We start from the raw sequence: 16,712 nt of genomic DNA, 5'->3' as shown, positions 1-16,712 counted from the left end.
TATGTGCCCAGAAATAAAGATCTAAAAAGAATAATAAAAAAACGTTACGAGAGTTTTCATGAGCCATATCAAACCCGAGAACGCAGGTCAGCTGGAAGAAGCGGTTAAGTGGGGGTTATCCCAGGAAGAGTCTATGGAGATTATCGGCTCTGGAAGTAAACAGAAGCTTGGGCGTGCTGTTTGTGCCGATCACTTACTGGATGTGTCTGCTTTAACTGGCATTACCTTGTATGAGCCAGAAGAGTTAGTGCTATCTGCGCGGGCGGGGACATCACTTATTGAAATTCAGGAAGAGCTTGCCAAGAACAACCAGTACATGGCGTTTGAGCCTATGGATTATGGTGCTCTTTTAAAGGGAACACCGGACGCAGGGACGCTTGGTGGGATGGTTGCCTGTAATCTATCGGGGCCACGTCGACTAAAAGCTGGTGCTGCCAGAGATCACTTCCTTGGTTTTTCCGGGGTTTCTGGCCGGGGAGAAACATTCAAATCCGGTGGTCGGGTGGTCAAGAATGTGACGGGTTATGATCTTATGAAACTTATGGCGGGATCTTATGGGACCCTTGCTGTGATGAGTGATATTACGATCAAGGTATTGCCTGCACCTCTGGAAGAAAAAAGTTATGTCCTCTACGGGCTTTCAGATGAACAGGCAAACAGGGCCATGTCAGTCGCCTTAAATTCTTCGCGCGAAGTGTCTTCGGCTGCACATATACCACAAATCATTTCCTCGAAGCTATCCCTGGAAGCAGAAGAGCGCGCGATGACACTGCTCAGGCTAGAAGGACATGGCCCTTCAATCACCTATAGAACGGACAAATTGACATCGCTTTTGACAGGTTTTGGCAAGGGAAGTTTGATTGCTGATCCGGAAAGTCGATCTTTATGGCAAAAACTTCGTGATGCAGAGGTTTTATTAAAGTCAGAAGAAAGATCTATATGGCGTATATCACTCCCGCCTGCACAAGGAAGTGCTTTTATTGACAGTTTGAAGTTCAACGAGCAGGCTGAGTATTATTATGACTGGGCAGGCGGACTTATCTGGCTGTCACTTACAGGAGATCATAATGCTTCTCTTCTTCGGGGTAGGCTAAAGAGTGCTGGCGGACATGCGACGTTAGTGAGGTCGGCTACAGGTATTGAGGACGCTGAAAGCCCTCAACAGCCTCTTGAACCGGGAGAGTATGCCCTGATGAAGCGCATAAAGGATAACTTTGATCCCAAAGCTATTTTGAACCCTGGCCGTTTATACGCAGATCTATAGGAGAGACAAATGCAAACCAATTTTTCTCTCGCGCAGTTGGCGGACCCTAACATTGAAGAAGCAGAGAGTATTTTACGCAAATGTGTGCACTGCGGGTTTTGCACGGCAACATGTCCGACTTATGTGCTGTTGGGGGATGAACTGGATAGCCCTCGTGGACGAATTTATTTGATCAAGGGGATGCTGGAAGAAGGCGTTGCGGCAACGGCGGAGGTGACAAAACATCTCGATCGCTGTTTGTCCTGTCTATCCTGTATGACAACCTGCCCGTCAGGGGTGAACTATATGCATCTGGTGGATCACGCACGTAATCATGTGGAACACAGCTATAAACGCCCTTTGTTTGAGAGGTTATTACGCAATCTTCTCAGCTATCTTATTCCCCGGCCTTTCTGGTTTCGTGGCGCATTGAATATTGCCTCTTTGACAAAGCCGTTGGTGAAGAACTTTGTCTCAGGGCGAGTAAAGGCACTTATTGATCTGGCCCCTAAAGATCTGCCCGCTGCAAGTGTTGTCGACCAACCTCAAACCTTCAAAGCAGTCGGAGAGAGGAAAGGACGCGTTGCGTTGTTATCTGGCTGTGCGCAAACTGTTCTTGCGCCATCGATAAATGAAGCAGCTATCAGGCTTTTAACGAAGCACGGTATCGAAGTTGTTATTGCCAAGGGCGTGGGGTGTTGCGGATCGCTTGTTCACCATATGGGTAAGGAGGCAATGGCAGAACAGCAGATGAAGGCTGCTATTCGAGGCTGGATGACTGAAATCGAAGGAGAGGGACTGGATGCCATTATCACTAATGCGTCTGGATGCGGAACAACCATAAAAGACTATGGTTTTATGCTGCGCAATGATCCCGATTGGGCCGAGCGTGCGGCAAAGATTTCTGGCCTTGCAAAAGATATCACAGAATATCTTGCAGAGCTTGAACCTGTAGCGCTGGTGGATAAGGAAAAGGGTGATGAGGCTGCTAAGATAGTTGCTTATCACGCCCCCTGTTCAATCCAGCACGGCCAGAAAATAACCAGACAACCGAAAGAGCTGCTAACAGGTGCAGGTTTTGTCGTACGCGATGTGCCTGAGGGGCATCTGTGCTGCGGCTCTGCCGGAACTTATAATATTATGCAGCCTGAACTGGCTGAGAAGCTCCGTGATCGCAAAGTCAAAAACATTGAAACACTGACACCGGATATTATTGCGACAGGAAATATAGGATGTCAGTGCCAGATTTCATCGGGAACAGATATTCCCGTTGTTCATAACGTTGAACTCCTAGACTGGGCCACAGGTGGACCAAAGCCAGAAGTTTTGGAGTAATGAATCTTCCTCCTAACAAGTTGGATTAGGTTTTAAATTCTTCTTTAAACTCTACACGGGTTTTAGCATTGAAAAGAGAGTGAATGAAACCAAGGGCTATACCAAAGACGATGAACTGGATGGCACTGACTGACAGTTCGACGGCGATCCATTCCCAGATTGAGGGTACGGCATACTTTGCGGGCGACGCGAAGCTTATATAGGACGAGAGGAAAAGGCCGAAACCGAGGGAAACAATCAGTCCCAGTCTGATCGTTGCACCCTCGGGGGCCAAAAGGTGGAGACACCCGGTCATGATCGTCCCTTGGATAAGCATGGCAATAAAACCCAGCAGAAAAATTGGTTCAGCCCGCAGGAAACCCAGGGCTTCATAATGTTCAATATTGATCAGCATATGCGATGTGCCTTGAGTTGCGAAGGTGATGATCACAAAGGCAAGCAGGGATAGAAAGTGCTTCATCTTAAAATCCTTGGAGATAGTATGAGGGCAAAAGCTGCCAACACTTGTGTTCGCAGCTTTGTTCATGAGTTGATGTGTGCGACTTATTTCTGCATGCTTTCGTAGGTTATCATAGCAATGCGGGCACCATGGGGATCATTGATGATTGCAATGCGACCAACGCCGGATACATCCGTTGGTTCCCTGATAATTTTTGCTCCGGCTGTGCGGGCTTTATCTGTGGCATCATCAACGTCTTTGACGGTAATGTATATTGTCCATACCCCTTTGTCGGCAGGTTCCGGTGAAAAGCCGCCGATCAATTCATCTTCGACAAGAATGCCGGGGACGCTTGATCCGTCTTTCATGGGTAGATCGGTTAAGGTCCATTCCATAACATTGCGATAGAATTTTACGGCTTCGTCTCTGTTAGGGCTGGAATAGCCAATCCATCCGGCTGCGCCGGGTGTTGTCATTGTTGTTTGTGACATAGTTTCATCCTTTGGTTTATGCTTTCTGCCTAGTGCAGATAAACCAAGGACGCGTGACAGAGGTAAATTCCGACAAAGCGGATAATTATTTTTTACATTCGAGAATTTTTCTCGAAGAATTGCCTGTTCCGGTTCTGTTGGTGTTAAGGCCAAAGCCGTTTGATACGCTGTTTTGGCCCTGTCTTTTTGACCGAGTTCGAACAAAAAAGCAGCACGAGTTGAATGAAACCAGCGATAGTTTTGAAGCTCTTTATCAAGATCATCGAGTATTTTGAGTGCTTCTGCTGATCCTTTGGTTTTGGCAATGGCGACGGCGTGATTTAACTTAACAATCGGGGTGGGTTCAAATTGATACAGCACGGCATAAAGGCGTTCGATTTCGGCCCAGTCTGTTGCCTCGTAAGCCGATGCGTTGGAATGGACGCCTGCGATAGCTGCCTGGATTTGAAATGAACCCGGAGTACCGTGTCGGAGTGCTTTTTCCAAAAGCACATGAGCCTCGGCAATCATCGTACGGTTCCAGAGGTTTCTATTCTGATGTTTCAAAAGGATAAGCTTGTCATTCTCAATACGAGCCGGATATCTGGCATGTTGAAACAGCATCAGAGCCAGTAAGCCCATTGTCTCTGTTTGAGAGGGGAAGAGACTCAAAAGGAGTCTGGCGAGGTAAATGGCTTCTTCACACAACAGGACCTTTATCTGTACGTCGCCAGTGCTGGCGGACCAACCTTCGTTAAAAAGCAGATAAAGCATCAGGGACACAGTTTTGAGGCGCTCTGCGCGCTCGATCAAATCCGGACTTTGAAAGGGAATATTATCTTTTGCGATCGTTTTTTTTGCCCGGGTAATACGTTGTTCCATCGTTTTGGATTTTACAAGAAATGCACAGGCAATTTCTTCAACGGACAAGCCGATAACGATTTTCAGGGCAAGTGCTGATTGATCCTGAATAGAGAGTTTTGGATGGCAGCAGATAAAAAGCAGGCGTAGGACATCATCGCGGAATTCATTTTCTTCCTGAACGTCATCGAAAGCGTCGTGACTTGTGTTATCTTGAGCGTGTTGTGTTTTGTGATCGTCTCGCGTTTTATTCTTGCGAATGATATCCCGTCCGGCATTGCGAGCAACGGTTAGAAGCCAGGCAAAGGGATCATCGGGTAATCCCTGTTTTTGCCAACCATCCAGAGCTTTAGTACAGGCGAGAGAAAAGCTTTCTTCGGCAAGATCAATATCCCGAAAATAGCTTATCAATGCGGCGATGGCCTTGGGGCGGATATCTGAAAATCGGGCCTGAAGCCAGGGGTGGTGAGGCATGTTAGATTATTCCGATTAGTGGCATGCGGGATCAACCATCTTGAAAGCTGGACAGGGTTCCGCCTGACCATGAAACAGGTCTGACTTCTATACTGTGATAGGGGGTCGAGATCATATCTGCCATCGCAATGGCTTCGTCAAGGTTTGGAAAATCTGCCAGATAGAAACCGACGAACTGTTCCTTGGTATCTGCAAAGGGGCCATCAGTTATCAAGGTTTTATGACCTTGATCTGTTTTGGATTTTAGGGTCACTGCGTTACTGACAGGCATAAGTTTTGCCGTTGCAAAATCACCTCTTTCGTCCAGCTTCTTTTGGAGTAATCGATGTTGTTCAAGGGCGAGTTCCTGTTCTTCGGGAGAAAGGCGTCCATGAATACCTTCGGCAGAATAAATTAGGAACGAATAGAGCATTATATTTCCTCTTCATTGAGTGTCATTAAGCGAAGGACGTTCGAGAAAGCCTGAAACCGACAAGAAGCTACTAGATTAAGAATAAAATAACCTGAACCTGCGTCCAAGAGCGATAAGGGATGGTATTGTCGACCAATGGCGAAGCATTTGAGAATGTTGAAAAATCCTTTATAGCATATTTTATAAAATAAATGTGTTGGTGACGTAATCTGGCTAGCAAAGTTTATAGACCCAGAGTAGTCTGAAAGTCTCTGGTAAGGATTTCCAAAATGACACGTGACACTATTCAGGGCGTATTTCTCGCACTGACCGCATATTTATGGTGGGGCCTGACGCCGCTTTATTTCAAGCAGGTAGAGGCGGCAGGATCTTTCGAGGTCTTGAGCCATCGTGTTATCTGGTCTTTGGTTCTTCTGACTTTTTTGCTGCTTCTGCGGAAAAGGTGGCCCGAAATTAAAGAAATCTTTAGTTCACCTAAAATTTGGGGCTGGCTGTTGTTGAGCGCCTTACTTGTTGCTGTGAACTGGTTGATTTTTATCTGGTCTATTTCCAACGGTCGGTTGGTTGAGGCAAGCCTGGGTTATTACATAAACCCACTGGTGAATGTTCTTTTGGGAGTGGCGGTTCTTGGTGAGCGGTTGAAACTTTTGAAGGCTGTTGCCGTTGGTTTGGCTGCGATAGCGGTTGGTTATCTAACCTACATTGGCGGGGAGTTCCCTTGGATTGCGCTGACTTTGGCAACAACTTTCGGGTTTTACGGACTAATCAGAAAACGTTTGCCCGTCGGGGCGCAGGTTGGAATTTTTGCTGAAACAGCAATGGTCACACCCATCGCTTTGGGGTATCTGATCTGGATTGGAACTCAGAACGAGGTGATCTATATTGCTGGCGGCGCTGGAATCAGTCTGATGTTGATGCTGGCCGGGGTTGTTACAACCGTGCCATTGGTTTGTTTTGCTGCGGCTGCCAGACGCCTGAACTATTCAACAATTGGTATGATTCAATACGTAGGACCAACAGTGAACCTGCTGCTGGCAACGTTGCTTTTTGGTGAAGCCTTTACAGAAGTACATGCCATATCTTTTGGGTTGATCTGGTTTGCAGTTTTCTTGTTCAGTGCGCAGTCCTTTGTTGATATGAAGCGGGTAAAAAAACAGGTTGCGCTTTAGGCAACCTGTTTCATTTATAGCCGTTTATCTCAACTTTTCCTTCCCAGTATTTCATGGGTTGTTTCATCGTTTATGTCGGAAAACTACACTTCACTCTTCACGCCTTGAGCAAAAATTAAGCTAAACAGCGATGGCGTAAAGTTCTGTTTAGTAACGATTAGCTCTTGGGCATAATCACAATTGCACGGAAATCGTTGACGTTTGTCCGTGTTGGTCCGGTGATGATGAGATCGTCAAGAGCCTGAAAAAAGCTATAGCCATCATTATTGGCAAGATGTTCTTTGGCACTAACGCCAAGCTTTTCAGCACGTTCAAGGGTATCGGGACTCAAAATTGCGCCGGCATTGTCTTCGCTGCCATCGATGCCATCGGTGTCACAGGCAAGGGCATAGATATCTGCGGCGCCATCAAGCTCTACGGCAAGGGCGAGCAGGAACTCTGCATTTCTGCCGCCGCGGCCATTTCCCTTGACTGTTACGGTTGTCTCACCACCGGATAAGAGAACACAAGGTGCCGGTGCAGGTTGATGGTGGTTGGTAACTTGTCTTGCAATGGCGGCCATAACCTTGGCAACTTCCCGTGCTTCTCCTTCGATTGAATCGCCAAGAACCACAGGCGTAAAGCCATGCTTTTCAGCAACAAGTCTGGCGGCATCAAGAGAATCTTGAGGGCGGGAAATCATGTGCATTGAACAGTTGGCAAAAACCGGGTCGTTTGGTTTGGGCGTTTCCTTAGCCGCTTTTTCCAGATGCGCAGCAACGGATGCTGGCGGCGTGATATCGTACTTGGCCAAAATGGCACGGGTATCTGCAAAGGTGCTGGGGTCTGGAACCGTTGGGCCGGATGCAATGACATCAGGATCATCCCCGGGCACATCAGAGATCAAAAGGCTGACTATCTGTGCGGGGGCGGCAGCGGCGGCAAGCTGACCGCCTTTGATGGCCGACAGATGCTTGCGCACTGTGTTCATTTCGATGATGTTTGCACCGGATTTTAACAAAGCCTTGTTGATTGTCTGTTTGTCTTCAAGAGACAGACCCTCGGCGGGGAGCGCCAGCAGAGACGACCCGCCGCCGGAAATAAGGCAAAGAACAAGATCATCGGCACTGAGCCCCTGAACCATTTCATAGATCCGCTTTGCCGCTTCACGACCAGCTGCATCCGGTACCGGGTGGGCGGCCTCGACAACTTCGATGCGGGTGCATTTTTTGCCCTCGGGCATATCGTGGTCATAACGGGTGACGACAAGACCTTCGATAGGGCCTTCCCAATTTTCCTCGACAGCTTTGGCCATGGCAGCTGCCGCTTTTCCGGCACCAATAACCACGGTTTTTCCCTTGGGTGGCTGTGGTAAATAACTGGGAACAGCCAATCGGGGATTTGCTGCATCCAAACCAGCCTGAAAAAGATCTCGTAGGAACTTTTGGGGGGATATCGCGTTCATCTACAGGGCCTTCGCTTATCAAGTGTCATAACCAAGATGCCTTTATGGAAATGAACAGTGCCCTTCGTCAAGAGAAGCCTTTGCAAAAGGGGTGATTCCTGTCTTTATTTGACGTTGTGATGAAAAATCTGGTCGGTTTTTGTCTTTGATGGTAGATAGCTTGTCGGGCTTTGCATGAAACGACTTTCTGTTGTCATGGCAAAGATCCTTCTGGAAATCACATCAAGTCATTACAATATTGAGAGAGGCTCGAAGCCTTGCGCTCTGATGTAATGACCAATAGATATTGTGCAAAGTAAAGGCCCCGAGCTGAGGCCCCGTGCTCAAGGCTGTGTTAAGGTAAAAGTAATAGGAAGATAATGGATATCCAAATTCTGGCTGCGGATGAACCAAGCCCGGTGAACGTCATTAATGAAGATGCAGACACACCTTTTGTTTTTTTATGCGACCACGCGACATCCTTTATTCCTAAATCCCGCAAAAATCTGGGCGTTGAAGACCATCATCTGACGCGGCATGTCGCCTATGATATCGGCATCAAGGGCGTGACCGAGGGCCTTGCCGAACATTTTAAATCCCGTGCGATCTTCAGTAACTTTTCGCGCTTGCTTGTCGACCCGAACCGCAAGCTGGATAACGATGGCCTGATGCCTGTGGTCAGTGACGGATGCCATGTCCCTGCCAATCAGGATATGCCCACGGCAGAACGCGAAGCCCGCCTGAACACTTTTTACTGGCCCTATCACAATCAAATTGAGGCGACACTGGATGGCATGATTGAACAGGGACAGGTGCCGATTGTCGTTTCCATGCACAGTATGACCCACGAAATGGCGGGTGTTGCCCGACCGTGGCCTGTCTGTGTGTTATGGAACCAGGACCCGCGCATTCCTTTGCCGCTCATCGAAACGTTTACGCGTCAGGGCTTTACCTGTGGCGATAACGTTCCTTACTCTGGACGGGATGATCATGGACATACCATGGAAAGGCACGCTGACCGTCGGGGCTTGCCCAATGTTCTGATTGAAATTCGTCAGGACTTGATTTCTGATCAGGCCGGAATAGATCAATGGACGGCACATATGATCAATGCCTTTGAAGAGGTATTGCATTGCCCGTCACTGAAAGAAATAAAGTGCTACCTGTAAGGGCGAAGAAATAAACAGGACGCAAGAAATAAGCGCATTACTTATCAGCCTTTGACGACGTATAGCTAGGTTGCCCTGATTTCCTGGAGAAAAGCATCAACTTCCCGAGTAAGGTGCGAAGATTCTTCTGCAAGTACAGATGCTGAATCTCGAACGGTGTGCGAGGCTTGTCCTGTTTCCTTTGAAGCCTGTTTCACAGTAACAGTACTCTGCATGACGGCCTCTGTTCCCTGGGCAGCTTCTTTCACATTTCTGGATATTTCATTAGTGGCTGCCTCTTGTTCATTGGTTGCCGATGCGACTGACGTGACTACTGCTTCTATCTCACTAATCCCATTTGCCACCGTATTAATTGTTTCGATCGCTTCGTTTACTGAGGATTGAATATTATCAACTTGGGATAGTATCTCTTCTGTTGCCGAGGCAGTCTGCGATGCTAAGCCTTTCACTTCGTTAGCGACAACAGCAAAGCCTTTTCCGGCTTCCCCGGCTCGGGCTGCTTCTATGGTTGCGTTGAGAGCAAGAAGATTTGTCTGTTCGGCTATATCAGAAATAATGTTGACGATTTTGTTCACCTTAATCGTTGCTGAATTTAAGCTGTTCACGACTTGTGTACTGGTTTCTGCCTGATCGGAAACCTTATGGGACATTTCTACGGCATAAGTTGTTTGCCGTGTAATATCGGCTATAGATGCTAAAAGCTGGTCGGTTGCTGTTGCAACCATTTGAACGTTAGCCGATGTTTGTTGTGAGGCAGCGGAAGCCGATGATGATTGGTTAGCAGCTTCTTCAGCTGTTGACATTAACTGTTCTGATGTTGAAAACAGACTAGTGGATGATGACGATACCGATGTTACAATGCCCTTCACCCGGCCTTCAAAATCGTTTGCAAGATCTTTCATTACCTGCTTTTTTTGTAACTCAATATTTTTCTTTGTTTCTTCTTGTTTTTTGCGAAGACCCTCCATTTCAATGGCATTGTTTTTAAACACAAGAACGGATTGAGCCATTTCACCAATCTCGTCTTTTTTGTCACTATAAGGGATTTGATCAGACAAATTTCCGTTGGCGAGAGTTTTCATTCTGTGAGCCATTTTTTGTAAAGAAACAGACAAATGCCGTGCATAAAAAATGCCGATGGTTGCTCCTATACCGAGAACGATAAGTACGGTTACCAAAGCAGTCATCAACATGTTCTGTATCGGGATATCGGCTTCTGCAACATCGACCTCGCCGAGTATTGCCCATGTGGTCCCCATAAACTTTAACGGTGTATAGGCAGAGATTACTTCCACGCCCCTATAGTCAACAATTGTCTCTACGCCGCTTTCTCCTTTTAAAGCTTTGGTGACATTATTTCCTGTAACTTTGGTTTTAAGAAGCGTTGATTCTTGGCTGAATCGTGAATCGCTTCGCATGAAAAAATCTGGTCCAACAAGATAAGTTTCCCCACTTTGGCCCATACCTGCCGAAATTTGCATCTGATCATTGATTTTGCCAATTGGCATTTGAAATGCGAGCACACCTGCGAGCGTTCCGTTTTTATCTAATACGGGGGCTGATATAAAACTAGCCGCTGCTCCATTACTTGGTGCATAGGGTTTAAAATCATAGAAGGATTGAAAACCCGAACGGGGGTTTTTCTTTGCTGAAATAAATGCCTGACCAAGGTCTGTCTCTTTCCAAGGTCCTGTTATAATGTTCGTTGCAAAGTCCTTTTCTTTAAAAACAGAATAAATGAGATCACCTTCGGGAGCGAAAAGAAAAATATCGTAATAACCTCTGGCTTTGAGGAAACTTTTGAAAATGGGGTGGTATTCTGCATGAGCATGGCTATAGCTAGACCCATCATTCGCACTGTCTAGTTTTTCTTTTTCCCCTGTAGGAAAGGGATTATCAAGGATATACAGCTTTTTCAGCTTCTGTTGTTGATTCCCGTCTAACTCGTGCCAGCCTTTGTTAAAGGCGTTGAGAGCCACCAGAGTTGTTGGGTGGTTCACTTGAATTTGGATGTCCGATTGTATTGTCTCAAGATAATTTTGTAGCGTTGCTTTGCGAGACTGGGTAAGGGCCGTGAGCTTCGCTTCCGCAGCTTCTTTCAAGCCGGATTGTGCTAGATTTGTAAGTATTATGCCAACAGTAATAGCGGCTATTACGATAAGGGTAACAATTACCAAGGGCAGTTTATAGGCTATGGGCGCATCAAAGACTCGCATAGGTATGACCTAATCTATTTCATTCAACTTGAATGCTTTTGTAATCAGATTAAATTACAGAATAAGTTATAAATTTTGTAAGTTCTGTGACCAGGCTCGATTTATAAATTGAAGCAACAGAATGAATATAGAACTGAGGGTAGTAATAAGTATGAACGAACAAACCAAACTGGAGCTGGAAGCGGCTGCCTTCAGGCGCCTTGTTTCTCATTTGCAAGATCGCACAGATGTTCAGAATATCGATATGATGAACCTCGCCGGATTTTGCCGGAACTGTCTGTCTAAATGGTATATGGCCGCTGCCGAAGAAAAGGGCGAGGCCATGAATTACGGGCAGGCGCGTGAGATTGTTTATGGTATGCCCTATGATGAATGGAAATCGAAGCACCAGTTGGAAGCAACGGCTGAACAAAAAGCGGCCTTTGAGAAAAGCAAACCCGCGCACGATTAGCCTGTCTGTTGATTCAGCCAGCGATTAAGCAGACTGTGGTAAGCGAGAGACATGTGGCTAAAAACTTTTCCCTGCCTGTTGCAGGGCATTGCCAAAGCTGACGCAGGACGTTAATTTCCGCAGCAGATAATTTATGAGACAACTCATTACACGTGATTTTATAAAAGGGCCCCGGGCATGAGCGATTTCGAATCAGGCTACGAAGAAAATACTTCTGATGAAAGCCAGACAGATGATATGGCAACAGAAACAACAAGTTCCTCTAGCGCGGCGGCTGTGCCAGGTGAAATCGCCGGTGTAACAGCGGACCGTCTTCGCGGCTTTATCGAGCGGATCGAGCGTCTGGAAGAAGAGAAAAAAGGCATCGCCGACGACATCAAGGAAGTCTATGCCGAATCTAAAGCACTTGGCTTCGATACCAAAATCATGCGCAAGATCGTCTCTCTTCGCAAACTGGAGCAGCAAGAACGCATGGAGCAGGAAGAGCTAATTGACGTCTATAAACACGCTCTTGGCATGGTGTAATTTCACCGCACATCGTTGAAGAAAAAGCCCGCAAACTGGCGGGCTTTTTTGTGAGATTTGTATAGAGTAATTTTAAGTTTTTTACTGATTGTTATAGCTCTTCGGAGCAGAAATCCTAATTGTCTCCTAAATGTTGTTGTGTCATACATTTGAGACTACACGTTATGCGTGAGTTCTTTCGTCTGGTTTAAGTGGTGAAATTCTGTGAAAAATATCGGTTATAGTTATTTATTTATGATTGTTATGAGCTTTTTGGTTGTCCCACTAAGTGCTCATGCAGATTCTGGCTCTACAAACGACATATCAAAAGAAGAGTATTGTCGCGAGTTTAAGAAACTCGTCTTTCCAAATGATGATGCTTATTTTTCGCGTTGGAATAGCCATGAACTTAAGGTTTTTCTTGATGGCGAAGATGCAGAAGTAGCTTATGCAAAAGAACTGTTCACAAAATTTGAACAGTTAACCAATGTTAAAATTGTTTATACATCGAAAAAAGTAAGTATTGCTCTTGTTTTTTGGGAAGACATATATCGCTATGCGCTGGTCACTGGCGAGAAATTGTTTAAGAATTGGTATTCTGAAAAATTAGATTTATACGAATATTATAAGAAAAATGCTGAAATCGGTCATTGGAATTTTTTCCTTCAGGATAAAACTCCCACAAGTAAGCAGATGGTTTATAATGTAGGGATATTTGAAGCTCCTATGAGTGCAGAATCTATAGAGATTTTTGAAGAAAATAAAAAGACTATAGAGCTTGCAGTTACTGCCTCATTATTCCCTTATAATAGTGATACGGCTGTTATCAGTCTTACTGGCGTTGAAGCAGTAGAATTTTCGCCACTAACCAATTCGTCTCACACTCCTTTGATTCAATATTGGTATGGCCTCGATGCGATGGTGCCTGGCATTGAAAAAGAACAAGCTGTTTGTATTGAATGATTTTACTCATATTTCCTCAGGCACAAGTGTCTTCTGTAATGTCTGATAGTCGGTCTTGCCTGTGCCGAGGACGGGGATTTTATCCATGATTTCGATTTCGCGGGGGATCATCAGTTCACTGATGCCTTGTTCCTGCGCTTCTTTTAGCAGAAGGGCGCGGGTGGCGTCGGGGCATTCTGTGGCGAGGATGAGTTGCTCGCCTTTTTTGATGTCAGGGCGGGCGATGACGGCGTGCATAAAGCCGGGCCAGATTTTGCTTGCGAGGTCTTCGGCGGCGGTTAGGGAAACCATTTCACCTGCTATCTTGGCAAAGCGTTTGGCGCGGCCCTGAATGGAGACAAAGCCATCAATGTCCATGACCACAATGTCTCCGGTGTCGTACCAACCGTCTTCCGGTGGTTGAAGCTGCCCGGGGGCTTCGGCGCGCAGGTATCCCTTCATGACATTGGGACCTTTGACAAACAAGCGCCCGCCCGTGGGGATACCGGGTACAGGTTCCAGCCTGCTTTCAATACCGGGCAGGAAGCGCCCGACGGTGCCTGCTTTGTACTGCAATGGTGTGTTGGTGGATAGAACCGGCGAAGTCTCTGTCGCGCCGTAGCCTTCCAGAATGCGAAGGCCGAATTTCTCTGACCATGTTTTTCGGGTGCTGTCCTTGACCTTTTCCGCCCCGGCAAAGATGTGTCGTACCGAATAGAAGTCGTAGGGGTGGGCAACCCGGGCATAGCCTGTCAGGAAAGTATCTGTTCCAAAGACGATGGTCGCATTGGTGTCATATACAAGGGCGGGAACGATGCGGTAATGGAGTGGTGAGGGATAGAGGAAGGTTTTAATGCCAGAGAGGATGGGCAGCAGAAGGCCGCCTGTTAAGCCAAATGAATGGAAAATGGGCAGGGCATTGAAAACGGTGTCTGTCGAGTTGAAATCCACCACGGCGGCAAGCTGACTTCTGTTGGACAGAAGGTTGTTGTGATTGAGCATGACGCCCTTTGGCACACCTTCTGATCCTGATGTGAACAGTACGACAGCTGCATCGTTACTCTCTGGAGCTGATTTGTTGTGGAATGCTCTGGCAAACTGGCTTTTCACCCAACCACAAAGCTTGTTCCCGAGAGAGATTTCTTCTTTGAGATCTTCGAGATAGATAATCTTGTGTTCACGGCCTAGCGCATCAGCCAGATCATCAAGACGTCCTAGTTCGATGAACTTACGAGATGTGATGATGGTTTTGATCTCTGCGGTTTTACAGCAAGACAACAGGTTCTTTTCGCCCATGGTGAAGTTGAGCATGGCACTAACGCGCCCGATTGCCTGTAGGGCAAAGAAAGATACTGCCGCTGCCGAAGAGTTGGGGAGCAAGAGGCCGACGATCTCTTTCGGTTTTGTAAAGCCGGCAAACTTGTCACCGAGAACAAAACTTGATGTTATGAGTTTGTTGTAGGAAAGCGGCGCGCGTTGAATGTCTTCGACAACTGCGGCGTCACCACCGTGAATATCACGGGCATCCAGCAGATTTTTGAATAGGCCACCTTCTGGCGGGCATGAGCTAAAAGCGGTTTCACTCATCAGATCATGGAGGCCGACACTTATGGCAGATCGACGCTCTCTGCCGCGAATATCGTCACTGAGGCGAAGTTTCTTGGGCGGATGAATGGTGATAATAACCTTGGGGAACCAGCGCTGACGTATTTTACCTTTGAGACGTGAGAAGGGTGTGTATTGCGCGCCTTCGATATTAACGGGTAGCAAAGGAGCATCAGCGTGATCCGCAATCATGCCGGGGCCTTCGAATATCTTCATCATGCCGCCGGTGACGGTAATACGTCCTTCGGGGAAGATCACGCAACGTTTTCCGGATTTGACCACATTGATCATGGTTTTGGTTGCCATGGGATTGGTCGGGTCAATCGGATAAGCATCAACGACGGAAAGGAATGGTTTTACCCACCAACACTGGGCGACATAGGTGTCGATGGCAAAGGTAGGGCGACCGGGCAGGAAGGCCGCGAGGAGAATGCCATCAAGGAAAGATACATGATTGATGACAATAACGGCTTTGGGGCCGAGATCCTCAAGATTTTCTTCCCCTCTGACTTCCACGCGAAAGCATGTTTTAAGTAATAGTCTGAAGAAAAGCTTTGTCGGAACTTCGGGCAGCAATTTGCAGACATATAGAGCAACAAAAAGATTGAGTATCCCAACGATCAAAAATACCTCAGGAATGGTAAAGCCAAGCTTGAACAGCCCCATTGCCCCGATAGCCGACACAACCATGAACAGTGCGTTGAGAATGTTGTTGCTGGCAACATTCCTTGCCCGGTGACTATCGCTACTTTCATGCTGAAGGATGGCATAAAGCGGCACGATATAGAGGCCACCACTGATAGAAATAAGCAGTAGATCAATCAAAACACGGATAAGTTCGGGATGCTGGAAGTATTCTGCGAGGCCAATCAACGAGGATGACGTGGGGGTAATGGTGTTGGATGCGAGGTACAGGTCAAAGCTGAAAAGGGATAGACCCAGAGCGCCAAAGGGAACGTAGCGTGCTGTGATTTCACCCTTGAGCAATTTGTTACATATCAGCGAACCGAGAGCGATACCGACAGAAAACATCGTAAGAAAGAGAACGCCGATTAACTCGTTGCCACCGATGATCTGCTTAGCCAATGGTGTGAACAGAGAGAGAAACGTTGCGCCAAAAAACCAGAACCAGGAAATACCCATAATAGAGAGAAATACCGGGCGGTTGCCTGCGCTGTGTTTAACCAGGTTATAGGTTTCTGCCAGAAAGTTCGGGTTGATCTTTAAGGATGGTTCAGAAGCTTCGGCTTTGGGAATGAAGTAACTTGTGGCAAGGCCAATAAGGGACAGCGCTATGATGAGGAGGGAGACAGTCTCCAACCCATTTTCTGTCATAATGACAATGCCGCCGATGATGGTGCCGATCAGGATGGACAAGAAAGTTCCCGCTTCGACAAGCCCGTTTGCACCGATAAGCTCTTCATCCCGCATATGATCGGGAAGAATACTGTACTTGAGGGGGCCAAAGAAAGCTGACTGTGTTCCCATCAGGAACAACACAACCATAAGATAAATGGGTGAGTTTGTTAAGAAGCCATAGCTGGCAAGCCCCATGATAATGATTTCGAGGTATTTTGTCAGGCGGATCAAGCGTGATTTTTCAAACTTGTCTGATAGTTGTCCTGCGATCGCGGAGAAAAGGAAAAAGGGGAGGATGAAGATGCCCGCAGCCTGAGTGACCATTGCTTTTGCTTCCTCGGGGGATAGGTGAAGCATTTTGAAGGTAATCAAGACGACAAGCGCATTTTTAAAGACGTTATCGTTTAAAGCGCCCAGTGCTTGCGTGAGGAAAAGAGGCAGAAAGCGTTTGCTCTGCAACAGGTGCAAAAGGTTTTCGTCACCAACTTGTTTCTCAGGATCTTGGTTTTCCAACGTTTTCTCTTCCCTGATCAGATCTTCTGGTGACATCCTTGATACTCCGCATCTCTAATCGTCTTTTGCTGTATAGTGCCGAATTGTTTCGGCAATATAAACGAACTTTATGATTTTCTTGATTTGT

The 16,712-nt window shown here is 46.8% G+C and carries 13 protein-coding genes; 7 read left to right on the top strand and 6 right to left on the bottom strand.

The features are described 5' to 3' along the window. Positions 1 to 58: 58 nt before the first annotated feature. Together D9A03_RS18895 and glcF are read left to right on the top strand one after the other, a co-directional pair. On the top strand, positions 59 to 1,264 hold the full coding sequence (locus D9A03_RS18895) for an FAD-binding protein (RefSeq protein ID WP_120498774.1): 1,206 nt from the start codon (positions 59 to 61) through the stop codon (positions 1,262 to 1,264). Positions 1,265 to 1,273: 9 nt separating this feature from the next. After that, the gene (gene glcF / locus D9A03_RS18890; protein WP_120498773.1) at positions 1,274 to 2,578 is read left to right on the top strand and encodes a glycolate oxidase subunit GlcF; all 1,305 of its coding nucleotides are present in this window, start codon (positions 1,274 to 1,276) and stop codon (positions 2,576 to 2,578) included. A 25-nt stretch (positions 2,579 to 2,603) separates the two neighbouring features. On the opposite strand, the gene D9A03_RS18885 is transcribed toward glcF, so the two are convergent. The 3 genes from D9A03_RS18885 to D9A03_RS18875 form a co-directional block, all read right to left on the bottom strand. Beyond that, a complete protein-coding gene (locus tag D9A03_RS18885) occupies positions 2,604 to 3,038 on the bottom strand; it encodes a hypothetical protein (RefSeq protein ID WP_162938250.1) in 435 nt (144 codons plus the stop codon). 83 nt (positions 3,039 to 3,121) lie between these two features. Further along, complete coding sequence (locus D9A03_RS18880; RefSeq protein WP_162938249.1) at positions 3,122 to 4,822, bottom strand: DUF6596 domain-containing protein; 1,701 nt, start codon at positions 4,820 to 4,822, stop codon at positions 3,122 to 3,124. Between the two features lie 31 nt (positions 4,823 to 4,853). Next, positions 4,854 to 5,234 (bottom strand): YciI family protein, encoded by a 381-nt coding sequence (locus D9A03_RS18875; protein WP_120498771.1) that lies wholly within the window; start codon positions 5,232 to 5,234, stop codon positions 4,854 to 4,856. 269 nt (positions 5,235 to 5,503) lie between these two features. Here D9A03_RS18875 and rarD point away from each other — a divergent pair, with 269 nt between their 5' ends. After that, positions 5,504 to 6,403, top strand: a complete 900-nt coding sequence (gene rarD, locus D9A03_RS18870; RefSeq protein ID WP_120498770.1) for an EamA family transporter RarD — start codon at positions 5,504 to 5,506, stop codon at positions 6,401 to 6,403. 157 nt (positions 6,404 to 6,560) lie between these two features. On the opposite strand, the gene D9A03_RS18865 is transcribed toward rarD, so the two are convergent. Then, positions 6,561 to 7,847: a glycerate kinase gene (locus D9A03_RS18865; protein WP_120498769.1), complete on the bottom strand. Its 1,287-nt coding sequence runs from the start codon at positions 7,845 to 7,847 to the stop codon at positions 6,561 to 6,563. Between the two features lie 359 nt (positions 7,848 to 8,206). Between D9A03_RS18865 and D9A03_RS18860 the strand changes: the two genes are divergently transcribed. After that, the gene (locus D9A03_RS18860; RefSeq protein ID WP_120498768.1) at positions 8,207 to 8,995 is read left to right on the top strand and encodes an N-formylglutamate amidohydrolase; all 789 of its coding nucleotides are present in this window, start codon (positions 8,207 to 8,209) and stop codon (positions 8,993 to 8,995) included. Positions 8,996 to 9,060: 65 nt separating this feature from the next. Here D9A03_RS18860 and D9A03_RS18855 read toward each other — a convergent pair whose 3' ends face one another. Then, positions 9,061 to 11,211 carry a methyl-accepting chemotaxis protein gene (locus D9A03_RS18855; RefSeq protein ID WP_120498767.1) on the bottom strand — a complete coding sequence of 717 codons (2,151 nt, stop codon included), beginning with the start codon at positions 11,209 to 11,211 and terminating at the stop codon, positions 9,061 to 9,063. A gap of 151 nt (positions 11,212 to 11,362) precedes the next feature. Here D9A03_RS18855 and D9A03_RS18850 point away from each other — a divergent pair, with 151 nt between their 5' ends. The 3 genes from D9A03_RS18850 to D9A03_RS18840 all read left to right on the top strand — a co-directional run bounded on the left by D9A03_RS18850 (position 11,363) and on the right by D9A03_RS18840 (position 13,129). Beyond that, on the top strand, positions 11,363 to 11,662 hold the full coding sequence (locus D9A03_RS18850; protein WP_174233670.1) for a DUF1244 domain-containing protein: 300 nt from the start codon (positions 11,363 to 11,365) through the stop codon (positions 11,660 to 11,662). 177 nt (positions 11,663 to 11,839) lie between these two features. Then, entirely contained in the window at positions 11,840 to 12,187 is a 348-nt protein-coding gene (locus D9A03_RS18845) for a DUF2312 domain-containing protein (protein WP_174233669.1), read from the top strand. Positions 12,188 to 12,391: 204 nt separating this feature from the next. After that, the gene (locus D9A03_RS18840; RefSeq protein ID WP_120498766.1) at positions 12,392 to 13,129 is read left to right on the top strand and encodes a hypothetical protein; all 738 of its coding nucleotides are present in this window, start codon (positions 12,392 to 12,394) and stop codon (positions 13,127 to 13,129) included. A gap of 6 nt (positions 13,130 to 13,135) precedes the next feature. Here the strand turns inward: D9A03_RS18840 and D9A03_RS18835 are convergent, their stop codons facing one another. Further along, positions 13,136 to 16,621, bottom strand: a complete 3,486-nt coding sequence (locus D9A03_RS18835; protein WP_174233668.1) for an acyl-[ACP]--phospholipid O-acyltransferase — start codon at positions 16,619 to 16,621, stop codon at positions 13,136 to 13,138. Positions 16,622 to 16,712 lie beyond the last annotated feature (91 nt).

Source organism: Kiloniella sp. EL199, from assembly GCF_900313065.1.
GTDB lineage: Bacteria > Pseudomonadota > Alphaproteobacteria > Kiloniellales > Kiloniellaceae > Kiloniella.
The sequence above is the reverse complement of the archived record's forward strand: the minus strand, read 5'-3'. Positions and strand labels throughout refer to the sequence as shown.

Coding starts and splice junctions, on each gene's coding strand:
- D9A03_RS18895 (WP_120498774.1), top strand. CDS start 59: ATGAGCCATATCAAACCCGAGAACGCAGGTCAGCTGGAAGAAGCGGTT.
- glcF (WP_120498773.1), top strand. CDS start 1,274: ATGCAAACCAATTTTTCTCTCGCGCAGTTGGCGGACCCTAACATTGAA.
- D9A03_RS18885 (WP_162938250.1), bottom strand. CDS start 3,038: ATGAAGCACTTTCTATCCCTGCTTGCCTTTGTGATCATCACCTTCGCA.
- D9A03_RS18880 (WP_162938249.1), bottom strand. CDS start 4,822: ATGCCTCACCACCCCTGGCTTCAGGCCCGATTTTCAGATATCCGCCCC.
- D9A03_RS18875 (WP_120498771.1), bottom strand. CDS start 5,234: ATGCTCTATTCGTTCCTAATTTATTCTGCCGAAGGTATTCATGGACGC.
- rarD (WP_120498770.1), top strand. CDS start 5,504: ATGACACGTGACACTATTCAGGGCGTATTTCTCGCACTGACCGCATAT.
- D9A03_RS18865 (WP_120498769.1), bottom strand. CDS start 7,847: ATGAACGCGATATCCCCCCAAAAGTTCCTACGAGATCTTTTTCAGGCT.
- D9A03_RS18860 (WP_120498768.1), top strand. CDS start 8,207: ATGGATATCCAAATTCTGGCTGCGGATGAACCAAGCCCGGTGAACGTC.
- D9A03_RS18855 (WP_120498767.1), bottom strand. CDS start 11,211: ATGCGAGTCTTTGATGCGCCCATAGCCTATAAACTGCCCTTGGTAATT.
- D9A03_RS18850 (WP_174233670.1), top strand. CDS start 11,363: ATGAACGAACAAACCAAACTGGAGCTGGAAGCGGCTGCCTTCAGGCGC.
- D9A03_RS18845 (WP_174233669.1), top strand. CDS start 11,840: ATGAGCGATTTCGAATCAGGCTACGAAGAAAATACTTCTGATGAAAGC.
- D9A03_RS18835 (WP_174233668.1), bottom strand. CDS start 16,621: ATGTCACCAGAAGATCTGATCAGGGAAGAGAAAACGTTGGAAAACCAA.